Origin of the sequence: Streptomyces sp. NPDC058145 (genome assembly GCF_042884245.1) — a bacterium.
Taxonomy (GTDB): domain Bacteria; phylum Actinomycetota; class Actinomycetes; order Streptomycetales; family Streptomycetaceae; genus Streptomyces.
In genome coordinates this window covers 82,973-103,036 of the sequence record NZ_JBHVUH010000016.1, presented here as the reverse complement: position 1 = coordinate 103,036, position 20,064 = coordinate 82,973, and the positions used below count along the sequence as shown (strand labels likewise).

General features: G+C 73.8%; 15 protein-coding genes. 10 read left to right on the top strand and 5 right to left on the bottom strand.

Annotated elements, in window-relative coordinates:
* Nucleotides 1-38: 38 nt before the first annotated feature.
* On the bottom strand, nucleotides 39-2,102 hold the full coding sequence (locus ACFVVO_RS31565) for a SpoIIE family protein phosphatase (protein WP_390059490.1): 2,064 nt from the start codon (nucleotides 2,100-2,102) through the stop codon (nucleotides 39-41).
* 928 nt (nucleotides 2,103-3,030) lie between these two features.
* On the bottom strand, nucleotides 3,031-4,908 hold the full coding sequence (locus ACFVVO_RS31560) for an acyl-CoA dehydrogenase (protein WP_390059488.1): 1,878 nt from the start codon (nucleotides 4,906-4,908) through the stop codon (nucleotides 3,031-3,033).
* Between the two features lie 387 nt (nucleotides 4,909-5,295).
* Between ACFVVO_RS31560 and ACFVVO_RS31555 the strand changes: the two genes are divergently transcribed.
* The 7 genes from ACFVVO_RS31555 (at nucleotide 5,296) to ACFVVO_RS31525 (ending at nucleotide 11,819) form a co-directional block, all read left to right on the top strand.
* A complete protein-coding gene (locus tag ACFVVO_RS31555; protein WP_359551275.1) occupies nucleotides 5,296-5,979 on the top strand; it encodes a ScbR family autoregulator-binding transcription factor in 684 nt (227 codons plus the stop codon).
* A gap of 121 nt (nucleotides 5,980-6,100) precedes the next feature.
* Entirely contained in the window at nucleotides 6,101-7,339 is a 1,239-nt protein-coding gene (locus tag ACFVVO_RS31550) for a cytochrome P450 (RefSeq protein WP_390059486.1), read from the top strand.
* A 267-nt stretch (nucleotides 7,340-7,606) separates the two neighbouring features.
* Complete coding sequence (locus tag ACFVVO_RS31545) at nucleotides 7,607-8,263, top strand: ScbR family autoregulator-binding transcription factor (RefSeq protein WP_390059485.1); 657 nt, start codon at nucleotides 7,607-7,609, stop codon at nucleotides 8,261-8,263.
* Between the two features lie 89 nt (nucleotides 8,264-8,352).
* Nucleotides 8,353-9,087, top strand: coding sequence for a hypothetical protein (locus ACFVVO_RS31540; RefSeq protein ID WP_390059484.1), 735 nt, complete (start codon nucleotides 8,353-8,355; stop codon nucleotides 9,085-9,087).
* Nucleotides 9,088-9,253: 166 nt separating this feature from the next.
* Nucleotides 9,254-9,841 carry a sigma-70 family RNA polymerase sigma factor gene (locus tag ACFVVO_RS31535; RefSeq protein ID WP_390059483.1) on the top strand — a complete coding sequence of 196 codons (588 nt, stop codon included), beginning with the start codon at nucleotides 9,254-9,256 and terminating at the stop codon, nucleotides 9,839-9,841.
* 63 nt (nucleotides 9,842-9,904) lie between these two features.
* Nucleotides 9,905-10,969 (top strand): YihY/virulence factor BrkB family protein, encoded by a 1,065-nt coding sequence (locus ACFVVO_RS31530; RefSeq protein ID WP_390059482.1) that lies wholly within the window; start codon nucleotides 9,905-9,907, stop codon nucleotides 10,967-10,969.
* A gap of 55 nt (nucleotides 10,970-11,024) precedes the next feature.
* Nucleotides 11,025-11,819 (top strand): SDR family NAD(P)-dependent oxidoreductase, encoded by a 795-nt coding sequence (locus ACFVVO_RS31525; protein WP_390059481.1) that lies wholly within the window; start codon nucleotides 11,025-11,027, stop codon nucleotides 11,817-11,819.
* 12 nt (nucleotides 11,820-11,831) lie between these two features.
* Here the strand turns inward: ACFVVO_RS31525 and ACFVVO_RS31520 are convergent, their stop codons facing one another.
* A complete protein-coding gene (locus tag ACFVVO_RS31520; RefSeq protein WP_390059479.1) occupies nucleotides 11,832-13,058 on the bottom strand; it encodes a cytochrome P450 in 1,227 nt (408 codons plus the stop codon).
* A 532-nt stretch (nucleotides 13,059-13,590) separates the two neighbouring features.
* Here ACFVVO_RS31520 and ACFVVO_RS31515 point away from each other — a divergent pair.
* A complete protein-coding gene (locus ACFVVO_RS31515; RefSeq protein ID WP_390059478.1) occupies nucleotides 13,591-14,964 on the top strand; it encodes a tannase/feruloyl esterase family alpha/beta hydrolase in 1,374 nt (457 codons plus the stop codon).
* A gap of 279 nt (nucleotides 14,965-15,243) precedes the next feature.
* Here the strand turns inward: ACFVVO_RS31515 and ACFVVO_RS31510 are convergent, their stop codons facing one another.
* On the bottom strand, nucleotides 15,244-16,827 hold the full coding sequence (locus ACFVVO_RS31510; RefSeq protein ID WP_390059477.1) for a glycerol-3-phosphate dehydrogenase/oxidase: 1,584 nt from the start codon (nucleotides 16,825-16,827) through the stop codon (nucleotides 15,244-15,246).
* Nucleotides 16,824-17,423, bottom strand: coding sequence for a TetR/AcrR family transcriptional regulator (locus tag ACFVVO_RS31505; RefSeq protein WP_390059476.1), 600 nt, complete (start codon nucleotides 17,421-17,423; stop codon nucleotides 16,824-16,826). Before ACFVVO_RS31505 ends, ACFVVO_RS31510 begins: the two co-directional genes overlap by 4 nt.
* Nucleotides 17,424-17,506: 83 nt before the next feature.
* On the opposite strand from ACFVVO_RS31505, the gene ACFVVO_RS31500 reads away from it, so the two are divergent.
* Nucleotides 17,507-19,099 carry an FAD-binding oxidoreductase gene (locus ACFVVO_RS31500; RefSeq protein ID WP_390059475.1) on the top strand — a complete coding sequence of 531 codons (1,593 nt, stop codon included), beginning with the start codon at nucleotides 17,507-17,509 and terminating at the stop codon, nucleotides 19,097-19,099.
* Nucleotides 19,100-19,152: 53 nt separating this feature from the next.
* A complete protein-coding gene (locus ACFVVO_RS31495) occupies nucleotides 19,153-20,055 on the top strand; it encodes a YegS/Rv2252/BmrU family lipid kinase (protein WP_390059474.1) in 903 nt (300 codons plus the stop codon).
* Nucleotides 20,056-20,064: the final 9 nt, after the last annotated feature.

Here is a 20,064-nt window from a genome sequence, read left to right as displayed (position 1 = left end):
GCGGGGCGGGCATTGCCCGGCACCGGGCGGTGCGGGCCTCACAGCGCCCGGGCGACGAGCAGCGCCACGTCGTCGTGGTCCTCGGGATGCCGCAGGCCGTACAGCAGCAGGTCGCAGGTCTCCTCGAGCGGCCGCCCCGGCTGGTCGAGGAAACCGAGGAGTACGTTGAGGCGGTCGTCGATCGGGTGCTGCCGCGTCTCCACGAGGCCGTCGGTGTACAGCACCAGCAGAGCGCCGGCACCCAGCTCCACCGTGGCCGTCTCGAACTCGACGCCCCCGACGCCGAGCGGTGCCCCGGAGGGCAGGTCGAGCAGTTCGGGCGCCCGGCCGGGCCGGGCGAGGGCGGGCGGCATGTGTCCCGCGTTGGCGATGGTGCACCGCCGGGTGCGGGGGTCGAACACGGCGTACAGGCAGGTGACGATGTAGTGCTCCAGGTCGCAGGTGATCCGGTCCAGATGCTGGAGCACCGCGTCGGGGGCCAGGTCCAGGTCCGCGTAGGCGCAGGTCGCGGTGCGCAGCCGGCCCATGGTGGCGGCCGCGTCGATGCCGTTGCCCATGACGTCGCCCACCACCAGCGCGGTCTTGTCGTCGGCCAGCGGGATGACGTCGTACCAGTCGCCCCCCACCTCGCTGGTGGCCTGCGCGGGCTGGTACCGGGAGGCCAGCTCCAGGCCGGTGTGGTGCGCCGAGTGGTCGGGCAGCAGGCTGCGCTGGAGGGTGAGCGCGGTGTTGCGCACGCTCTGGAACCAGCGGGCGTTGTCCATGGCGATCGCGGCGCGGCCGGCCAGCTCGCCGGCCAGCACGACGTCGTCGTCGTCGAAGGGCAGCGGGTTGCGGGTGCGTTTGAGGTCGAGCGCGCCCAGCACCTCCCCGTGCGCGATCAGCGGCACGGCGAGATACGAGTGCACGCCCGCCCGGGCCAGATAGGACCCGGCCTCCTCGTTGCGCGCGATGCGCGACAGGTCCCGCTCGCCGACGTGCCGGACCAGGACCGGACGGCCGGTGTGGACGCACAGGGTCACCAGCCGGTCACCCTCGTAGGAGGCGAGGTCACCTGGCGGGTCTGCGGCCCGCAGCGCCACCGTGGGGTGGGCCGCCCTGAGAGCGAGGGCACGGAACAGCTCAGGGCCGTTGTCCGGGCGGCGGACGCGCCGGCAGGCCAAGGCCGAGTCGAGGACGTCGACGGCGACCACGTCGGCGAGCACCGGAGTGGCGATCTCGGCCAGCTCACGCGCCGTCTGCTCCACCTCGAGCGAGGTGCCGACCCGGGTCGAGGCGTCCGCGATGAGGGCAAGCCGCCGCCTGGCCCGGTCCGCCTCGGCGGCCGCGTGGTGCCGCTCGGTGACGTCGACGACCGAGGCGGCCGCGCCCAGCACCCGCCCGCCGGGGTCCTCGAGGCGGTAGAAGGACAGCGACCAGGCGTGCTCGTGCTCCGTGTCTGAGGGCGGCAGGCCGACGTGGTACTGGTCGAGCAGGGGCAGGCCGGTGGCGAGCACCTGACGCAGACAGGACTCGATGGTGCCCACGTCGAGGAATGGCAGCATCTCCCGCAGCCGGCGACCGATGTGGTCCTCGGCGGGCACACCGTCGATCCGCTCCAGCGCCGGGTTGACCAGCAGGTAGCGCAGGTTCGGGTCCAGCAGGGCCAGGCCGATCGGGGACTGGTTGATCAGCCGCTCGCACAGGGCGAGATCGGTCTCCACCCGCTGCAGCAGCGTGTGGTCGGCCGCGATGCCCAGGGCGTACACCTCTCCCACGTCGTTCAGCAGCCGCATGGTGCGGAACTCCGTCAGGCGGCTGCTGCCGTCCTTGTGCCGGATGGGGAAGGCGCCGGCCCACCCCCGGCCGGTCTGCAGGACCTCGGAGAACAGGCTCACCACGGCCTGCAGATGCTCGGGACGGACCAGCAGCTGCGCCGCGTACTGCCCGAGGACGTCCTCAGCGCTGTAACCGAACAGATCCTCGGCCTGCGGGGTCCAGAAGACGATGCGCCCGCTGGTGTCGAGCGCCACGGCGGCCACGCTGAGCACGTCCAGCAGGCCGGTCGGGCGGGGCCGCTCGGGGCTGTGCTCGTCGTCGGCGCGGAAGGAGTCCACTGCCATACCGGATCCACCTCCACCGGTCGGTCGTCGGGGGGCGTACTCCGAGCGCTGAGGACCGGTATCTCCATGCTGCCCCCGGCGCCGGGCCCGCCCCAACCGCAGAAGGGCCCGTGCACCTCGGGCGGACCGGCAGCACCATGGGGAGTACGGAGGACGGAACCGCCGGAAAGGGCCGGGACGTGACGCGTCCATGCCCGCCAAGTCGCGTGACCTTCTCGACGCCGCCACCGACGCGGCGGCCGTGCTGTCGGCCGACGGCGTCGTGGCCGGCTGGACCCGGGGCGCCGAAGCGCTGCTCGGACATCGCGCCGGACGCCGTCGGCCTCCCCGCGGGCCCGCCCGCCTGCCGGCCGGCCCCGGGGAGCCGGTGCGGGCCGGCCGCCGTCGCGCGGCACCGCCGCGGCGGAATGGTATGGAACGGCCGGATCCCGCCGCGGCACCGGGACGGCCGCGGCCTCGATCTCGACGTCCGGGTCGCGGCGGCCTTCCGCATCCGCGGCGAGGAGTGCTTCCCGGTCTCGGCGCGTGAGCAGCGGACGCGGTGGACGAGGGGCCAGTCCGTCCTCGACGGATTCCTCACCCGCTCGCCGGCCGGCATGGCCGTGATGGATCTGGACCTGCTCCATGTGTGGCTGAACGACACGCTGCAACGGTCCGGCGGCGCCCCCCCGGGAACGGTGGAGCGAGTTGCTGCCCGGCCTGCGGGCGGACCTCCTGGAGCGGCGGATGCGCACGGTGCCGGCGACGGGGGAGCAGGTGAGCGACCACCGACGCCGGCGCCGCCGCTCCCCGGCTGCGGCATGCCCGCAGCGCGGACGAGGAAGGACGAGGGCTGTTCCTGGTGGCCGGGCTCGTCCATCACCGGGGAGCCCGCCACGCGGCCGACGGAAAGATCATCTGGGCCGAGCGGGAGATTCCGCGCGGCCGGTCAGCCGTCGGACTCGTCGGGGGCGTGGTCGGTGCAGTGTCCGGGGATCGAGACGGGGCCGGGGCCGGTCATCGGGATGCCGTCCAGGTACTCCCTGGGCAGGTCGAACGCCTCGACCAGGTCGGTCATGTGCGGCGCGAGGTCACGCAGGACGTCGTCGAGGAGCTGGGGGAGGGCGCGTACCTGATCACCGGACAGGTGGCCGTCGGCCAGCAGGTCACCGGTGAACTCGCCGAGCTGCTGCAGCAGGAACAACCGGCACAGTTTCTCCAGGAGTTCGCCCGCCTCGGGGTGCCGCGCCCGGGCCACCGCGGCCAGGAAGGCGTCGGCCGCCTGCAGCCGGGCATGCACTGAGACCATCTCCAGGGCGGCGGAGGAGGCGCCGTTCCACCGCTCCACCGGATCACCGGAGGGCCCCCGGCGCAGCGCCGCCCGTGCCCGGTCCTGCCAGACGGCCTCGGCCCGGGCCAGCAGCCCGCGCAGATGCCGGACGTCCGTCAACCGCTCCACGCCACCCGGGGGTTCGGGGTCCCGGCGGGGCGGCTGATGCTCGAACAGCATCTCGGCGGCCGCCTTCACCCAGATCACCAGGTTGTCGCCCTCGGCGGTGATGGTGCCCTCGATGTACTGCGGGAACTCCGACAGGCCATTGGCGGCGAACAGGCCCTGGGCGCCGCAGCGTTCCCGGCACTCGACCGTGATGTCCCGGGCCTGCCAGGTGATCCAGCTCTTGGCCACGGCGATCAGCCGCTCCGCGTCCGCCCGCTCCCCGGCGTCCGCCGCGGTGTGCCCGAACGCCCAGCGGGCGAGCGCCGCGCGGTGCAGGAAGGTCATGGCGTAGGCAGTGGCGATGCCCTTCAGCAGCCGCCCGTGGTGGGAGCGATGGGCGTTGACCGGGATGCGCTCACCCGCCCGCGGCCCGCTGACCAGCCGGTGGCCGCCGTAGCGCACGGCTATCGCGAGCGCGGCCCGGGTCGCGCCGACGGCGGCGCCGCTCATGCACAGCTTGCCCATGGTGACGCGGCCGATCGAGTGCAGGAACCGCTTGCGCCGGTTGCCGAGACCGCTGTGCAGCCGGCCCTCGGCGTCCAGCCGGCCGTGCTCGGACTCCAGCAGGGCCTCGCGTGGCAGCGCGACCCGGTCGAACGCGGTCAGGCAGTGGTCCACCGGGGCCCCGGTGCGCAGGGGCAGCCGGCGGACCCGGACCCCCGGCAGCAGACCCCGCTCGTCGCTCAGCGGGGTCAGGAACAAGAAGACACCCTCGTCCCGGCCCTCGACGAGGAGGCGGGCGGCGACCACGGCGCTCTTCGGGCCGCCCGTCATGCTGGTGTTGGGCATGAACTTCTGCGCGCCCGCGTGCGGGGTGTCGAGCACGAACCCGCCGGTCACCGGGTCCAGTTCCGCGGTGGTCTCCAGCGCCGAGGCGTCGTTGCCGTGGTCCAGCTCAGTGCACAGGAACGTTCCGGTGCGCCGCAGGGCCGTGAAGTCGGACAGGTCCCGGCGCCCGGCGCCCCCGTGGTCGAGCAGGCTGCCGAGGAAGAGGTTGTAGTGGATGCTCGCCACCGTGCACAGGCCCCCGCCGCCGTCCACGATCGCCGCCCACTCGTGCAGTGCCGCCAGCAACTGAGGGTCGTTCGCGAGCCGTTCGGCCGCTCCGGCCGTGTCGTTCACCAGGCGCAGCCACTCGTAGGAGAGCGCGGCGCGCTCGGCGGCGCCGAGTCCGGGGCGGTGGCGGAACGTGTCCTTGGCGATGAGGTCGCGCCACATCCCGTGGACGCGCTCGCGGTCGTCGCCGTCGAAGAGGAGCCGGGTCAACTCGCCGTGGTCCTCGATCTCCGGCGAAGGGGGGAGATGTACCTGGGGCGTCAATAGGGTCATGACCCTCTCCCGTTGTCGCAGATCCGGCAGGGTGGGTTGCGCAGAGTCAGAAGATACGGACCTCCCGGTTTGCTTATCAAGCCAAGTTTCTGCCAACGGTGGCTGAACAGGGGCGTCTTGTGAACCCCGGTGGACTCGGTCGGGGGCGGAATGCCCAACTCCCGTCGGGTGCGACGTTCTTCCCTGTGCGGACAGGCCCGGCAGGGCATTGAGATACCGGGCGACAGGTTTTATCGTGGCGTCGGCGACGGCCCGGGGAGCCCGTGCACCTGGTGAAGGGGAGGCATCCACATGGTTGAAAGGGCATCTTCCGAGGTGGCACGATACGTACCTGTCGGTTTCTTTTCGTGGCCGACCGGTCCGTGAAGCCAGTGCGGAGGATGTGTCGTGGCCCTGCAGGAACGAGCGATCAGGACGAGGCGCAACATCCTGGTGGCAGCCGCCGACGTGTTCGCCGACGTCGGCTACGAGGCCGCGACCATCTCGGAGATCCTCCAGCGGGCGAACGTCACCAAGGGCGCCCTCTACTTCCACTTCGCCTCCAAGGAGCAGCTCGCCCAGGCGGTGCTGACCGACCAGCTGAAGTCGGTGCCGGAATCACCGCCACGGGAACTGGTGCTCCAGGAGGGGCTGGACGCGGGCTTCCTCCTCGCCCATCTGCTCGGCTCGGGAGATCCCATGGTGCGCGGCAGCATCCGCCTCACCGTGGACCAGGGCTCACCGCACGACGGACTGGACCGGCGGGTGCCCATGGCCTCCTGGGTCGACTACAACGCCATGCTGCTGGAACGGGCGAAGGCGAACGGGGAACTGCTGCCCCAGGTCGACGTCCGGGCCGCGGCGAAGGCGTTCGTGGCCGCGTTCACCGGGGCTCAGGTGCTCTCCAAGATCATGAACGATCACTCCGACCTGATGGAGCGGGTGGTCGACCTCTACCGGCACCTGATGACCAGCATCGCGGTCCCCGCGGTCCTGGTGCGCCTGGACATGTCGCTCGACCGGGGCAGACGCGTCCACGAAGAGGCCATGGAGCTGCGCGGGGAACCGCAGGAGGCCCCGGCCGCCGGCTGAACGGGAGCCTTCCGCGGAGTACGGCCGTCGGCCCTCTCCCGGAGCGGGGGAGCCGACATCGCTGCCATGGGCACGTCGCCACGCCACAACGTGATGCAGGACCGACCCAGGGAGCACACCGATGGAACAGACCGCCTGCCCTTACGCCTTGGACCTCATGGGCCGGGACCACATGGGCGAGGCCGCGACGCTGCGCGACCAGGGCCCCGCGGCACAGGTCGAGTTGCCCGGCGGGGTCCTCGCCTGGGCCGTCGTGGGACAGACGTACGTGGAGCGGCTGCTGACCGACCCGCGCGTCTCGCGCAGCGCGCGCCTGCACTGGCCGCCGTTCATAGACGGGAAGATCACCGAGGAGTGGCCGCTCTACCCGTGGGTGGCGAACGAGAACATGCTGTTCGCCTACGGGGAGCACCACACCAGGCTGCGCCGCCTGGTGGCCGGCGCGTTCACCGCGCGGCGCTCCGAGACGCTGCGGCCCCGTGTCCAGGAACTGTCGGCCGAACTGCTCGGCGAACTCGCCGCCCTGCCGCCCGGCACCCCGGTCGACCTGCGCACCGCCTACGCGGAGGTGCTGCCGCTGCGGGTCATCTGCGAACTGTTCGGTGTGCCGAGGGGTGCCGAGACGGACGCCCTGTCCGCCGCGCTGAGCACCGTGTTCAGCTCCACCGTCCCGGGCGCGGAGATGCAGGCCGCCCGGCTGGAGGCCTTCGGGCGGCTGGCCGCACTGGTCAAGGCCAAGCGGGAACGGCCGGGCGACGACCTCACCAGCTCACTGATCGCGGCCCGGGACCACGGCGACCGGCTCACCGAGGACGAACTGCTGGGCTCCCTCTTCATGTTCATCGCCGCCGGCCAGGACACCACCGCCACCCTCATCACCAACGCGGCCGGCGCCCTGCTCACTCACCCCGAACAGCTTGCGCACGTCCGCGAGGGCCGCGCCACCTGGGCGGACGTGGTCGCCGAGACCATGCGCGTGCACACGCCCGGGGCGTACGCGCCGATGCGGTTCGCCGTGGAGGACATCGACCTGGACGGGGTGCTGATCCGCAAGGGCGACTGCATCCTCGTCAACTTCGCGGCCGGCGGTCACGAGACCGAGCGGCACGGGCCCGACGCGGACCGCTTCGACCTGCTGCGCGACCGCGACCGCGACATCCTCGGCTTCGGCCACGGACCGCACCGCTGCCTGGGCGCCCCGCTCGGGGAGATCGAGGCGGCCTCCGCGCTCTCCCGGCTCTTCGAGATGTTCCCGGACGTGGAACTCGCCTGCGCGCCAGCGGAGTTGGCACCGCTGCCGACGTTCATGCTGAACGGCTACCGGTCGCTGCCCGTCCTGCTGCGCCCGCCGGCCTCCTGAGCGCGCGAGCGGCCACCCGGCCCGAGTCCGCCGTCCACCCCGGGCGGCGGACTCCGCCTGCCTCCCCCCGCCGACCAGACGCGTGGTTTTCCCGGTGAGCGACACGGCGGACTCCCCGCGCGACAAGGGTATTTGAGAGCCCTTACGGGTTTTCGCACCCGGCGTGCCGTCAGGCCTTGCCGTGCCCGTCGCGCATAAACATACTGAACATGCGGTTTACGGGGCTGAGGATGGCCTGCCTCCGCGCCGGCCCAGGAGGAGGGCGTCATGGTCAAGCAGGTACGGGCGGCTCGCACCCGGCAGGCCCTCATCCGCGCGGCGGCGGAGGCCTTCGCCCACGACGGCTACGCCCGCGCCTCCCTGCCCGCGATCAGCGGACGGGCCGGAGTCAGCGCCGGCGCGCTGCACTTCCACTTTCCCAGCAAGGACGCCCTCGCCCGCGAGATCGAGGGAGCCGCCGCCTACTCGGTACGGGAGTTGGCCGAGTGCGCACGGTCCACGGAGACCGGGGCGGCGGGGACGCTGGTCGCCGCGATCCGCCGGCTGGTGGTGGCCCTGGCCGCCGATCCTGTGGTGCGCGCCGGGTTCGTGCTGAGCGCCGACCCCGCGCGGCACAACGGGACCGCGGTGCTGGACACCTGGCACGACTGGGTGCGCGACACGGCCCGGCAGGCTCACGAGGCTGGGGAGTTGAGGGACGGCGTCTCGCCCGAGGGCGTGACTACGGTCGTGGTGGCGGCGACGGTCGGCTTCGAGCGGCTCGGGGGCCCGGACCGCGACCCGGAGTCGGAGGATCGCATGGTGGAGTTCTGGACCTGCCTGCTGCCCCGGCTGGCCACCGCGCCCGCCCCCGGCCCCGGCCGGCTGCCGGCCGGTGAGCCGGTCGTCGGCCGGGGCGCCGAGAACAGCATGGCCGGTCTGTAGGCCGCCGTCCCGCGCCGGTTGAGTCTCGAGCGGGTCGCGGCACGTACCGGGGCATGACGAGGAACGCCCGGATGCGAGGATGAGGCGCGATGACGGCAGGGTGGGGGTCGCGCGCGGCGCGGGCCGCGGTGTTCGCGGCCGTCTGCGTGCTGCTCGCGGCCCTGGGCCACGTCCTGATGTCCGGCCGGCACGTCCCCGGCTGGGCGCTCGCGGCGGGGCTGGCCGTGACCGGCGCCGCCGGCTGGTCGCTGACGGGACGTGAGCGCGGCCTGCCGCTGGTCGTGACGGTCGTGGTCGCCGCACAGACGGTGCTGCACGAGGCCTTCTCGCTGGCGGAACCGGCCGCCACCGCCACCACGTCCATGGATCCCACCTCGATGCGGACGGGCTCGACGGGCTCCCCGCACATGGGCTCCGCCGACATGGGTGCCATGAACATGGACGCCATGGACATGGGCTCCATGGGCGCGGACGGCACCGGTACGGGCCTCATGAGCCACATGCCACACATGGCCGGCACGGGGCACATGTGGCACTCCCCGGACGGCAGCGGCTCCTCGTCCGGCATGCTCGCCGCCCACCTGCTCGCCGCGCTGCTGTGCGGGCTGTGGCTGGCGTACGGCGAGAAGGCCGCGTTCCGTATCCTGCGGGCCGCGACGGCCCGGCTGGCGGCGCCGCTGCGGCTGCTGCTCGCCCTGCCCGTCACCCCGGCGCGTCCGCGCCCGCGGATCCGCCGCCGTCGTTCGGCGCGGGCACCGCGGCTGCTGCTCCTCGTCCACTCGATCGTCCTGCGGGGTCCGCCCGCCGGGGCCGCTGCCGCCTGACGGCAGCAGGAACCCCGGGGCCGCCCCGCGCGCCCCGGGCCCCGGCCGTACCCGCGCGCACACCACACCTCCGCGCGTGTGCCGCGGCGGCCGGCCCCTCTCACCGGACCGCCGGCGCTGGACCGTGCCCGCGGCCCGGATCCGGACGATCCGAGAAGGACCCCAGGTGATCACTCCTGCCCTCCTGCCCACCGCCCCGGAAGATCCCGCGCCGGCCGACGAGCCGGTCACGGAGTGGGCCCTCGCGGCCCGGGCCGGCGACCCCCGCGCGCTGGAGCACTTCGTCCGCGCGCTGCACCGCGACGTGAGGCGCTATGTCGCCCACCTGTGCGCCGACCCCCAGGCCGTCGACGACCTGGCGCAGGACACGTTCCTGCGGGCGCTCGGCAGCCTGCACCGTTTCGAGGGCCGTTCCTCGGCGCGCACCTGGCTGCTGTCCATCGCGCGCCGGGCGGTGATCGACAGCTACCGGCACGCCGCCGCCCGGCCCCGGCTCTCCGACACCCCCGACTGGCAGACCGCCGTGGAACGCGCCCAGCCGCGCGGCCTGCCCGGATTCGACGAGGGCGTCGCCCTGCTGGACCTGCTGGCCGCGCTCCCGGACGAGCGCCGCGAGGCCTTCGTGCTGACCCAGCTGGCCGGGCTGCCGTACGCGGAGGCGGCGCGGGCCGGCGGCTGCCCGGTCGGCACGGTCCGCTCCCGCGTGGCGCGGGCCCGGGCGACGCTGACCGGCCTGCTGGACGAGGCCGCCTGACGCGAAACCGCCCTTGTCCTGCCCCCGGCTGCGTATCCGCGCCTCCGGGGGTACCCGTGCGACATGGCACGACTGCATCTTCCAGGGCACAAGGACCATCACGACGGCGACGAGGCAAGGGCGCCCGAGCCGCCGTCACCTGAGGACGCCGGGCCCGGCCCGGAGGTCGAGAGGCGCGCTCCGGACGCGCCGACGAAGCTGCCGAAGGCGGCGTGGGGGCGGGTCCTCAAGGGCTCGCTGCGTGAGTTCAAGGACGACGAGCTGACCGACCGGGCCGCGGCGCTGACCTACTACGGCGTGCTGTCCCTCTTCCCGGCGCTGCTGGTGCTGATCTCCCTGCTGGGCATCACGGGCAAGTCCGCCACGGACAAGGTGCTGAGCAACCTCAAGCACCTCGCCCCCGGCCCGGCCCGCGACATCCTCACCCGCGCGGTGGAGCAGTTGCAGGGCAGCGCGGGCACCGGCTCCGTCCTCGCCATCATCGGCGTGGTGCTGGCCGTCTGGTCGGCCTCCGGCTACGTCGCCGCCTTCATCCGCACGGCCAACGCCGTCTACGACGTCCCCGAGGGCCGGCCGATCTGGAAGATCCTCCCGGTCCGCCTCGGTGTGACGGTGGTCCTGATGGTGCTCGCCGTCATCAGCGCCCTCATCGTGGTGTTCACCGGCGGCCTCGCCCGGCGCGCCGGGGAGGCCCTCGGCATGGGGGACGCGGCCCTGACGGCCTGGGCGATCGCCAAATGGCCGGTCCTGGTCGTCCTGGTCACCGTGATGATCGCGATCCTGTTCTGGGCGACCCCGAACGCCAAGGTCAAGGGGTTCCGGTGGATCACCCCCGGCAGCTTCCTCGCCCTGCTCCTGTGGCTGATCGCGTCGGCCGGGTTCGCGCTGTACGTCGCCGGGTTCGCCTCGTACAACAAGACCTACGGGGCCATGGCCGGCGTCATCGTCTTCCTCGTCTGGCTGTGGATCAGCAATCTGGCGATCCTGCTGGGCCTGGAGTTCGACGCGGAGACCGCACGCCAGCGGGCGATCGCCGGCGGGAACCCGCCGGAGGCGGAGCCGTACGTCGAACCGCGCGACACGCGCGCGTGGGACGAGGAGGACGTACGCCGGCTGGACGAGGCGTGAGCGTGCCGGGCCGGAACCCGGTAGGGCGGCCCGCGCGCGGGGAACCTGTCGTCGCATGCACATCGATCTGACTGGACGCACCGCCCTCGTCACCGGTTCGACACAGGGCATCGGTGCCGCCATCGCCGCCGGTCTCGCCCGTGCCGGCGCCCGGGTGGCGGTGAACGGACGCAGCGAGGAGAGCGTGTCGGCCGCGGTCGCCACGCTGGCCCGGGAGGTCCCCGGCGCCGAACTGGTGCCGGTGGCCGCGGACGTGGCGGGCGAGGAGGGCGCCGGCCGGGTGGCCCAGCTGCTGCCGCGGGTCGACATCCTCGTCAACAACCTCGGCATCTTCGGCTCCGCCGACCCGCTGGAGATCACCGACGCCGAGTGGCGGCGGTACTTCGAGGTCAACGTCCTGGCCGCCGTACGGCTGACCCGGACGTACCTGCCCGGCATGACCGAGCGCGGCTGGGGGCGGATCCAGTACGTCGCCAGCGACTCCGCCGTGGTCATCCCCGCCGAGATGATCCACTACGGGATGTCCAAGACCGCGTTGCTCGCGGTGAGCCGCGGCTTCGCCAAGAAGGCGGCGGGCACCGGCGTGACGGTGAACTCCGTCATCGCCGGGCCCACCCACACCGGCGGGGTCGAGGACTTCGTGTACGAACTCGTCGACCGGTCCCTGCCCTGGGACGAGGCCCAGCGGGCCTTCATGCGCGAGCACCGCCCGCAGTCCCTGCTGCGACGCCTGATCGAGCCGGAGGAGATCGCCAACATGGTCGTCTACCTCAGCTCCGAGCAGGCCTCGGCCACCACCGGGGGAGCGCTGCGCGTCGACGGCGGGTACGTCGACGCGATCCTGCCCTGACCGTCTTCCGCGCTACCAGGTCACCGGCAGGACGCGCGGCCCGCGGATCAGCCCCTCGCGCTGGAACTCGACGTCCTCGGCCGCCACGGCGAGCCGGATCCGCGGGAAGCGGCCGAGCACGGCCCTGATCATGACCTCCGCCTCCATTCGGGCCATCTGGGCCGCCAGGCAGAAGTGCGGGCCGTGCCCGAAGGCGAGGTGCCCGGCACCGTCTCGGGTGAAGTCGAGGACGTCCGGGTCGGGGAAGACAGCGGGGTCGCGGTTGGCGGCGACATAGGCGTTGTAGACGACATCGCCCTTGCGGATGAGCCGGCCGCCGACCTCCACGTCCTCGATTGCGATCCGGGGGATCCCGACTCCGTTGCGGTGGGGCACGAACCGGTACAGCTCCTCCACCGCCTTCGGCACCAGCGCCGGATCGCGCCGCAGCCGGTCGCGGTGGGCCGGATGGGTCAGCAGCGCGTACATCATGGAGCCGCTGTTGTTGCGGACCGCGTGGCCGCCGCTGACGTAGACGGCCATGGCGAGCGAGACCGCCTCGTCGTCGCTGATCTCGCCCGCCGCGGCGGCCTGGGCCAGCACATTGGCGAGATCCTCCCGGGGCTCCTCACGACGGCGCGCGAGCAGATCGACGACCCGGCCGCGGGTCGCCTCGCGTGCCGCGCGGTTGCGGTCGCCGCCGTCCGGGTCCTTGGACAGCAGCGCCTCGGAGTTCCCGGCCCAGTCGTGCCAGTCGTCCTCGTCCGCGCCGAGGAAGAAGCACACGACGGCGATCGGGAACGGGGTGTGCAGGTGTTCCATCAGGTCGGCCGGCGGTCCGGCCTGCTCCATGCCGTCGAGCATCCGGTCCGCGGTGCGCTCCGCCAGCGGGCGCAGCCGGTCCATGCCCCTGGCGGTGAACGCCCGGGCCACGACCCGGCGCAGCCGCGTGTGCCGCGGTGGGTCGATGTACTGCAGCCCCGCCGTCTGCGACGCCACGGCCTGCGGCGCCATGCTGGTCACCGCGCGCCCGACGAGCTCCGCACGGGAGAAGCGCGGGTCGGAGGTCACGAAGCGGACGTCCTCGTAGCGGGTGACCAGCCAGGCGTCCCCGGATCCGTACGGCAGCGTGATCCGGGTGACCGGTTCGTCGCGGAGCACGTCGTCCAGGAACGGGTCGGGCTCCAGGGCGGGCAGGTCGTCGACGGGCCAGTGCCGCACCTGCGGGGCAGGTGCCGCGGGCTCGGTGTCGAAGCTCATGTCGCATCACTCCTGACTGTCCCGATGACGAAGTGCCGGTCCGCCGGTGAGCGGCCGCGCGTCAGCAGGTCCCGTGCTCCACGCCGGTGTACCCGGGGGAGGGGCCGTCGCGGTGCGGACGCGGTGTCCGCCGTACGACCACCCGGGCCGGCCGTGGCGTACGGGACTCTCCGCCCGGTCGCGGGGCCGGCTCGTGTGCTCGCCCGGCACCGTCCGCGCTGCCTCGCCCGGACGGCCGGGGCGGTCTGCCACCGTCGGCCACGCTGCGTCCCTTCGCCGAACCTTTCTGTAGCGTGCCGCAGCCGCCGACGGCCCGCACGCCGGGAGCGTCGTGAGCGCCGGGAGCGCCCTTCGGCGGCCGTGCGCGCGGGACCCCGCGGGCATGTGCGCCATCATGTGCGCCCATCCCATCACTGAAGCTTTCGATGTGTGGCTGTCGACCATGGCCGGACGGGCGTGGGTGGCCCAACCATGTGCACGGCACGCTCCAGCTCCCTCCGTACCCGCACCACCGGACCCGGAAGGCCGCACCATGCACCCCAGCCGTCGAAGCACCCTCCTGTCCGCCGCCCTGCTCGCGGCGGCGTCCGTCACCCCCGCGGCCTCGGCCCGGGCCGACGACGGCTCGCCAGGCCGGGGCGGCGGCCGGGGCCGGATCACGGTTCCGGGCGCCGAACTGCAGCAGATCTCCCGCCACGACGACCTGACGACCAGCGCCCTCGCCGGCACGGCCTACACCGACATCGCAGACTGGGCCGGACTGGCCGCCAAGGGCACCCGCAACCCCACCGGCGTCCCCGGCCTGCAGATCGACGGCTACTTCCCGGGCTCCTCGCGGCTGAACACGCTGCACGGCTGGAACCACGACGCCCAGTTCGTGATCCGGCTGCCCGAGGACTGGAACGGCAAGCTGGTCGTCACCGGCGCCCCCGGCGTCCGCAAGCAGTACGCGATGGACACCCTCGTCTCCGACTGGGTGCTGGCCCAGGGGTACGCGTTCGCCGCCACCGACAAGGGCAACAGCGGGCCCGACTTCTACACCGACGGCAAGCGTCCCGGCGACGCCGTCGCCGAGTGGAACCGGCGCACCACCCAGCTGACCCGTGCGGCCAAGGAGGTCGTCGCCCAGCACTACGGACACGCCCCGCGCCGCACCTACATGACCGGGATCTCCAACAGCGGCTACCTCACCCGGTGGCAGCTGGAGAACCACCCCGAGCTGTACGACGGCGGGGTGGACTGGGAGGGGCCGCTGTGGCGCCCGGAGGGCCCGAACCTCTTCACGTTCCTGCCCACCGCCGTCGCCCACCAGCTCGGCCGGGCCGGCGACGAGGACATGTACGCGGCCGGGTTCGCCCGCGGCTCGGAGTTCCTGTGGCCGTACCACGAGAAGGTCTACTGGGGACTGACCCAGAAGACCTACCGCGCCGAGTTCGACCCCGGCTACGACCCCGACTGCCCCGGCGCCTCGGCCGGTTCGACGGTCGAGGAGATCCTCGCCCCCTGCCCCTCCGACGCCGACTACGACTACGCGGCCCGGCCCCGCGCCGTCCACGACGCGGTCGCCCGGGTCTCGCTCACCGGCCGGATCGGCAAGCCCATGATCACCGTGCACGGCACCCTCGACGCGCTGATACCCATCCGGGTCCAGTCCGACCTGTACGCCCGGATGATCGCCGAGCAGGGCCGCTCCCGGCTGCACCGCTACTACCGCATCGAGGGCGGCACCCACGTCGACAGCCTCTACGACACCTACCCGGACCGGCTCCGCCCGATCCTGCCCTGCTACCGGGCCGCCTTCACCGCCCTGACGGACTGGGTGGAGCACCACGAGGAACCCCCGGCGAGCGGCACGGTGGCCCGGCCGGCCTCCGGTGACCTGGTCAACACGGGGTCGCTGACCTGACGTTCGGCGGCCTTCCGGGGTCGGCGACGCGGCCGGACGAGATCGCGTTCCGAGCGGCGCCGTAGTCCGGCCCTTCGCCGACGAACCGGTCAGCACGGGGTCGCCGACGTGACCGTGCGGCGGCCCTCCTGGGTTCGGCGAGCCCGCCGGGCGTCCACGACGGAGTCTCCCGAGTGACACCCCGCCCGGCTCGCCACGCGCGCCCTCGTCAGCACAGGGTCCCCGACCCGACCCGACCCGACCCGACCCGACCCGAGCCGTCCGGGCCCGCCCCCGGGCTCAGCGCTGCCCCGCGGTAGCCCGTTCCAGTGCGTCCCGGGCGGTGGTGAACGCCTCCGCGCGGTCCTCGGGGACCAGGCCGATCCGGGTGCAGCGGTCCAGCAGGTCCGACGCCTCCAGGGCGCCCTCGTGCAGGGCGGCCCAGACGAGTTCGGCCCGGGTGACCGGGTGCCCCGGCAGGACCGGTTCGGCCAGCGCCGGATCGCGTTCGGCCAGGGCCTGGACGGCCGGCGCCTCGGTGCCGTGCCGGCGGACCAGGCGGCGCGGCGCGGGCAGGGCCCGCAGCAGTCCGGGCGGGGCGGCGCCGACCAGCGGGAGATCCATGGTGGGGGAGGGCCGGGCGGGCAGGCCGCGGGCCTCGAGGGCGGCGTCCACCGCGTCCTGTGCCATCCGCCGGTAGGTGGTCAGCTTGCCGCCGACGACGGTGGTCACCCCGTCCGCCGAGGTCAGTACCGCGTGCCGGCGGGAGATGTCGGAGGTCCGGGCCGGTGCGTCACCCGCGCCCCCGGCCCCGCCCGTGTCCAGCAGCGGGCGCAGCCCGGCGAAGGCCCCGACCACCTCGTCCCGGCGCACCGGAACGTCCAGGACGGACCCGAGCACGTCCAGCAGGAAGCCGATGTCGGTCTCGGGGACCTCCGGCACGTCCGGCAGGGGCCCGTCGACCGGCTCGTCGGTGAGGCCGACGTAGACCCGGCCGTCGCCCTGCGGCAGGACCAGCACGAAGCGGTTGGTCTCGCCGGGGATCGGGATGTGCAGCCCGGCCGGCAGCGTGCCGAGCCGCTCCGAGCGCAGGACCAGATGGGTGCCGCGGGAGGGGCGGATCCGGATGCCGCCGACCAGCTCGCCCGCCCACACGCCGGTGGCGTTGATCACCGCGCGGGCGCGGATCTCGCCCTCCTCGCCGGTCAGTTCGTCGCGGACGCGGGCACCCGTCCCGGTCAGCTCCAGCACCCGCACCCGGGTCAGCACCCGGGCGCCGCGCGCGGCGGCGGTGCGGGCCAGGGCGGTCACCAGCCGGGCGTCGTCGGTCACCCGGCCGTCCCAGGACAGCAGCCCGCCGCGCAGCCCGCCGGCGCGCACCGCGGGCGCCAGGTGCCGGGCCTCCGTCGCCGACAGCCGGCGCGGCGCGGGCAGCACCTGCCGGGGCGTCCGCGCGGCGAGCCGCAGCATGTCACCGGCCCGGAACCCGGCCCAGGCCAGCGAGGCCTGGGCCCGCGACACCAGCGGGGTCAGCGGCAGCACGAACGGCTGGGCGGACACGAGGTGAGGTGCCGTGCGGGTCATCAGCACCCCGCGCTCGACGGCGCTCTCGTGCGCGACGTCGAACTGCGCGGAGGCGAGATAGCGCAGCCCGCCGTGGATCAGCTTCGAGCTCCAGCGCGAGGTGCCGAACGCCAGGTCGTGGGCGTCGACCGCGACGACGTCCAGGCCGCGGGCGGCCGCGTCCAGGGCCGCTCCGGCCCCGGTGGCGCCGAGTCCGACGACCAGGACGTCGCAGACCCGGCCGTCCGCCGCCTCGGCGAGTTCACGGGTGCGCTGGCCCGCGCTGAGGGACGAGCCGGGTACGGCCTCGGGGTGACTCATGGCGTCAGGGTCCTCTCCAGAAGGGTGCGCAGCTCACCGAGCAGGGCGGCGGAGTCGAGGTCGGGGTCGTCCTCGTCGGTCATCGTGCGCAGGGACAGGGCGAAGGACTGCACCAACAGCAGCAGGGCGCGGGCCTGCCGCTCGGTGTGGGCGGTGCGCACCGAACCGTCCGCGTGGCCCTCGCGCAGCGCGTCGGCCAGCAGTGCCAGCAGCGCCTCCTGACTGGTGCCGCGCCGGTCCAGGACGTAGGGGAGCAGCAGTTCGGGATCGACGTCGACGATCTTCCGGAAGAGCGGGTGCGCGCGGAACGCCTCCACCCCCGCGACCAGCCCGTCCACGATCCGGGCGCGGGTGTCGGTGTCCGGCGTGGGCTCCGGTATCGCGCGGGTGGCCACGTCGATCCACTCACGGGTCATCAGGTCGCCGACCAGGGTGCGCAGATCGGGCCAGCGCCGGTACAGCGTCATCCGTGAGACGCCGGCGCGGCGGGCCACGTCGGCCAGGGTCGTGCGGCGCACCCCGACGGCCAGCACACAGTCGCGCACCGCGTCGAGCACGGGATCGCTGTCCGAACCGTTGTGACGAATAGGCGTCATGTGTCACAGTGTAACGCCCCGGGGGCCGGGCGGAGCCGCCGCCGCGTGAACCGAGCACACCGACCTGTGAGGACGACCCTTCGATGGACATGCTGTGGAACGGCTGGGGCGACCCGGCGAAGGCCGCACCGCTGCCCGGCACGGTGACCGGACTGCTGCGCGACCTGCTCGGTGTCACACCGCGCACCGCGCCGGCGCTCGCGCTCGAGGACATCCGGCTGCCCGGGCCCACGGCCGGCGCGGCCGCGCTCGAGGCGCTCGCCCGGGCGGCCGGCGGCGACGAGCACGTCCTCACGGACGCGGAGAGCCGTATCCGGCACACCCGCGGCAAGTCCACTCCCGACCTGCTGCGACTGCGCGCCGGTGACGTCTGCGACGTCCCGCGGGCGGTGGTCCTGCCCGCCTCCCACGACGAGGTCCTCGCCGTGCTGCGGGCCTGCGCCGAGCACGGTCTGGCCGTCGTCCCGTTCGGTGGCGGCACCTCGGTCGTGGGCGGGCTCGCCCCCGAAGGACGCGCCTTCGTCGCCCTGGACCTGCGCCGCATGAACGGCCTGCTCGACCTCGACCCGGTCTCCCGCACCGCCGTGCTCCAGCCCGGCCTGCGCGCCCCCGAGGCCGAGGCACTGCTCGCCGAACAGGGCTTCACCCTCGGTCACTTCCCGCAGTCCTACGAGTGGGCCACCATCGGAGGCTTCGCCGCCGCCCGCTCCAGCGGACAGGCCTCCGCCGGCTACGGCCGCTTCGACGACATGGTGCTCGGCCTGACCCTCGCCACCCCCGAGGGCACCATCGAGACCGGCCGCGCCCCGCGCTCCGCCGCCGGCCCCGACCTGCGCCAGCTCATCCTCGGCTCGGAGGGCGCCTTCGGCGTCATCACCTCCGTTCTCGTACGGATCCGCCCGCTGCCGCAGGCGCGCGTCTACGAGGGCTGGCGGTTCGCCTCCTTCGAGGAGGGCGCCGCGGCCCTGCGCCGGCTCGCCCAGGACGGACCGCGGCCCACCGTGCTGCGCCTGTCCGACGAGACCGAGACGCTCATCGGCCTCGCCCAGCCGGACGCCATCGGCTCCCGACTGGAACGGGGCGACGCCGGATGCATGGCGATCACCGGCTACGAGGGCACCGCCGAGGACACCGGCCGGCGCCGTGAGCGGGCGGCGGCGGTCCTGCGGGCCTGCGGCGGCACCCCGGTCGGCACCGAGCCGGGCGAACGCTGGGCCCACGGCCGCTACTCCGCGCCCTACCTGCGCGACGCCCTGCTCGACGCGGGAGCCTTCGCCGAGACCCTGGAGACCGCCGCCTTCTGGTCCCGCGTCCCCGACCTGTACAACGCGGTGCGCGCGGCCCTGACCGACACTCTCACCCGGGCCGGCACCCCGCCGCTGGTGATGTGCCACATTTCCCACGTGTACGAGAACGGCGCCTCCCTGTACTTCACCGTCGTCAGCGCCCAGGGCGAGGACCCGGTCGCGCACTGGGCACCCGCCAAGCACGCGGCCAACGACGCCGTGCTCGCCGCCGGCGGCACCATCAGCCACCACCACGGCGTGGGCACCGACCACCGCGACTGGTACGTCAGGGAGGCGGGTGCCCTCGGCGTGGCCGCGCTGCGCGCCGTCAAGCACCGCCTGGACCCGGACGGGCTCCTCAACCCGGGCGTCCTGCTGCCCACCGACTGATCCACCCCCGCCGGCCCCTTCCGTTCCCACCGTCACCGCCCGGAGGCACACCGATGCGACAGTTCACCGCCGTCGTCAACCCGACCGCGGGTGACTCGACCGGAGCGGCGTCACTGCTCCAGGTGGCCCGCCTGCTCCGCGAGGCGGGGGCCGAGCTGGAGACGGAGTACAGCCACAGCCTCGCCCACGCCCAGGACGTCGCCCGGCAGGCAGGAGCACGCGGCCGGGTGGTCCTGGCGGTCGGCGGCGACGGCATGGCCGGCGGCATCGGCGGCGCGCTCAGCGGCACCGGTACCGTCCTGGGCCTCGTACCCGCCGGGCGGGGCAACGACTTCGCGCGCGCCCTCGGCCTGCCCCGCGACCCCGCCGCACTCGCCGACATCCTGCTGCACGCGGAGCCCGGACGGGTCGACACGATCGAGGTCGAATCGGCCGTCCACCGACGCACCGTGGTCCTCGGCAGCGTCTACGCCGGCGTCGACGCGCTCGCCAACCGGCACGCGAACCACACCCGGCTGCTGCGCGGCGCCGCCTCGTACTACGCGGGCGGCCTACGCGCCGTCGCCACCTGGCGGCCGGCCGACTACCGCGTCACCGTCGACGGCGAGGAGCACCACCACCGCGGCTACACCGTCGTGGCCGCCAACTCCCCCTACTACGGCTTCGGCCGCCTCATCGCCCCCGGCGCGCGGGTCGACGACGGACTGCTCGACGTCGTACTGATCCGCGAGGCACCGCGCCTGCTGTTCTTCACGCTGATGAACGAACTGAAGACCGGGGCCCATGTGAAGCGCCCCGAGGTACGGATCCTGCGCGGACGCGAACTGCGCATCGAGGCCTCCCGGCCCGTTCCCTACGGCGCCGACGGCGAGGTGGAGGCCACCCTGCCGGTGACGCTCCGGGTGCGCCCCGCCGACCTGCCCGTGCTGTACCGGCCGGGCACCGCCGGCGACTGACGGGCCTCC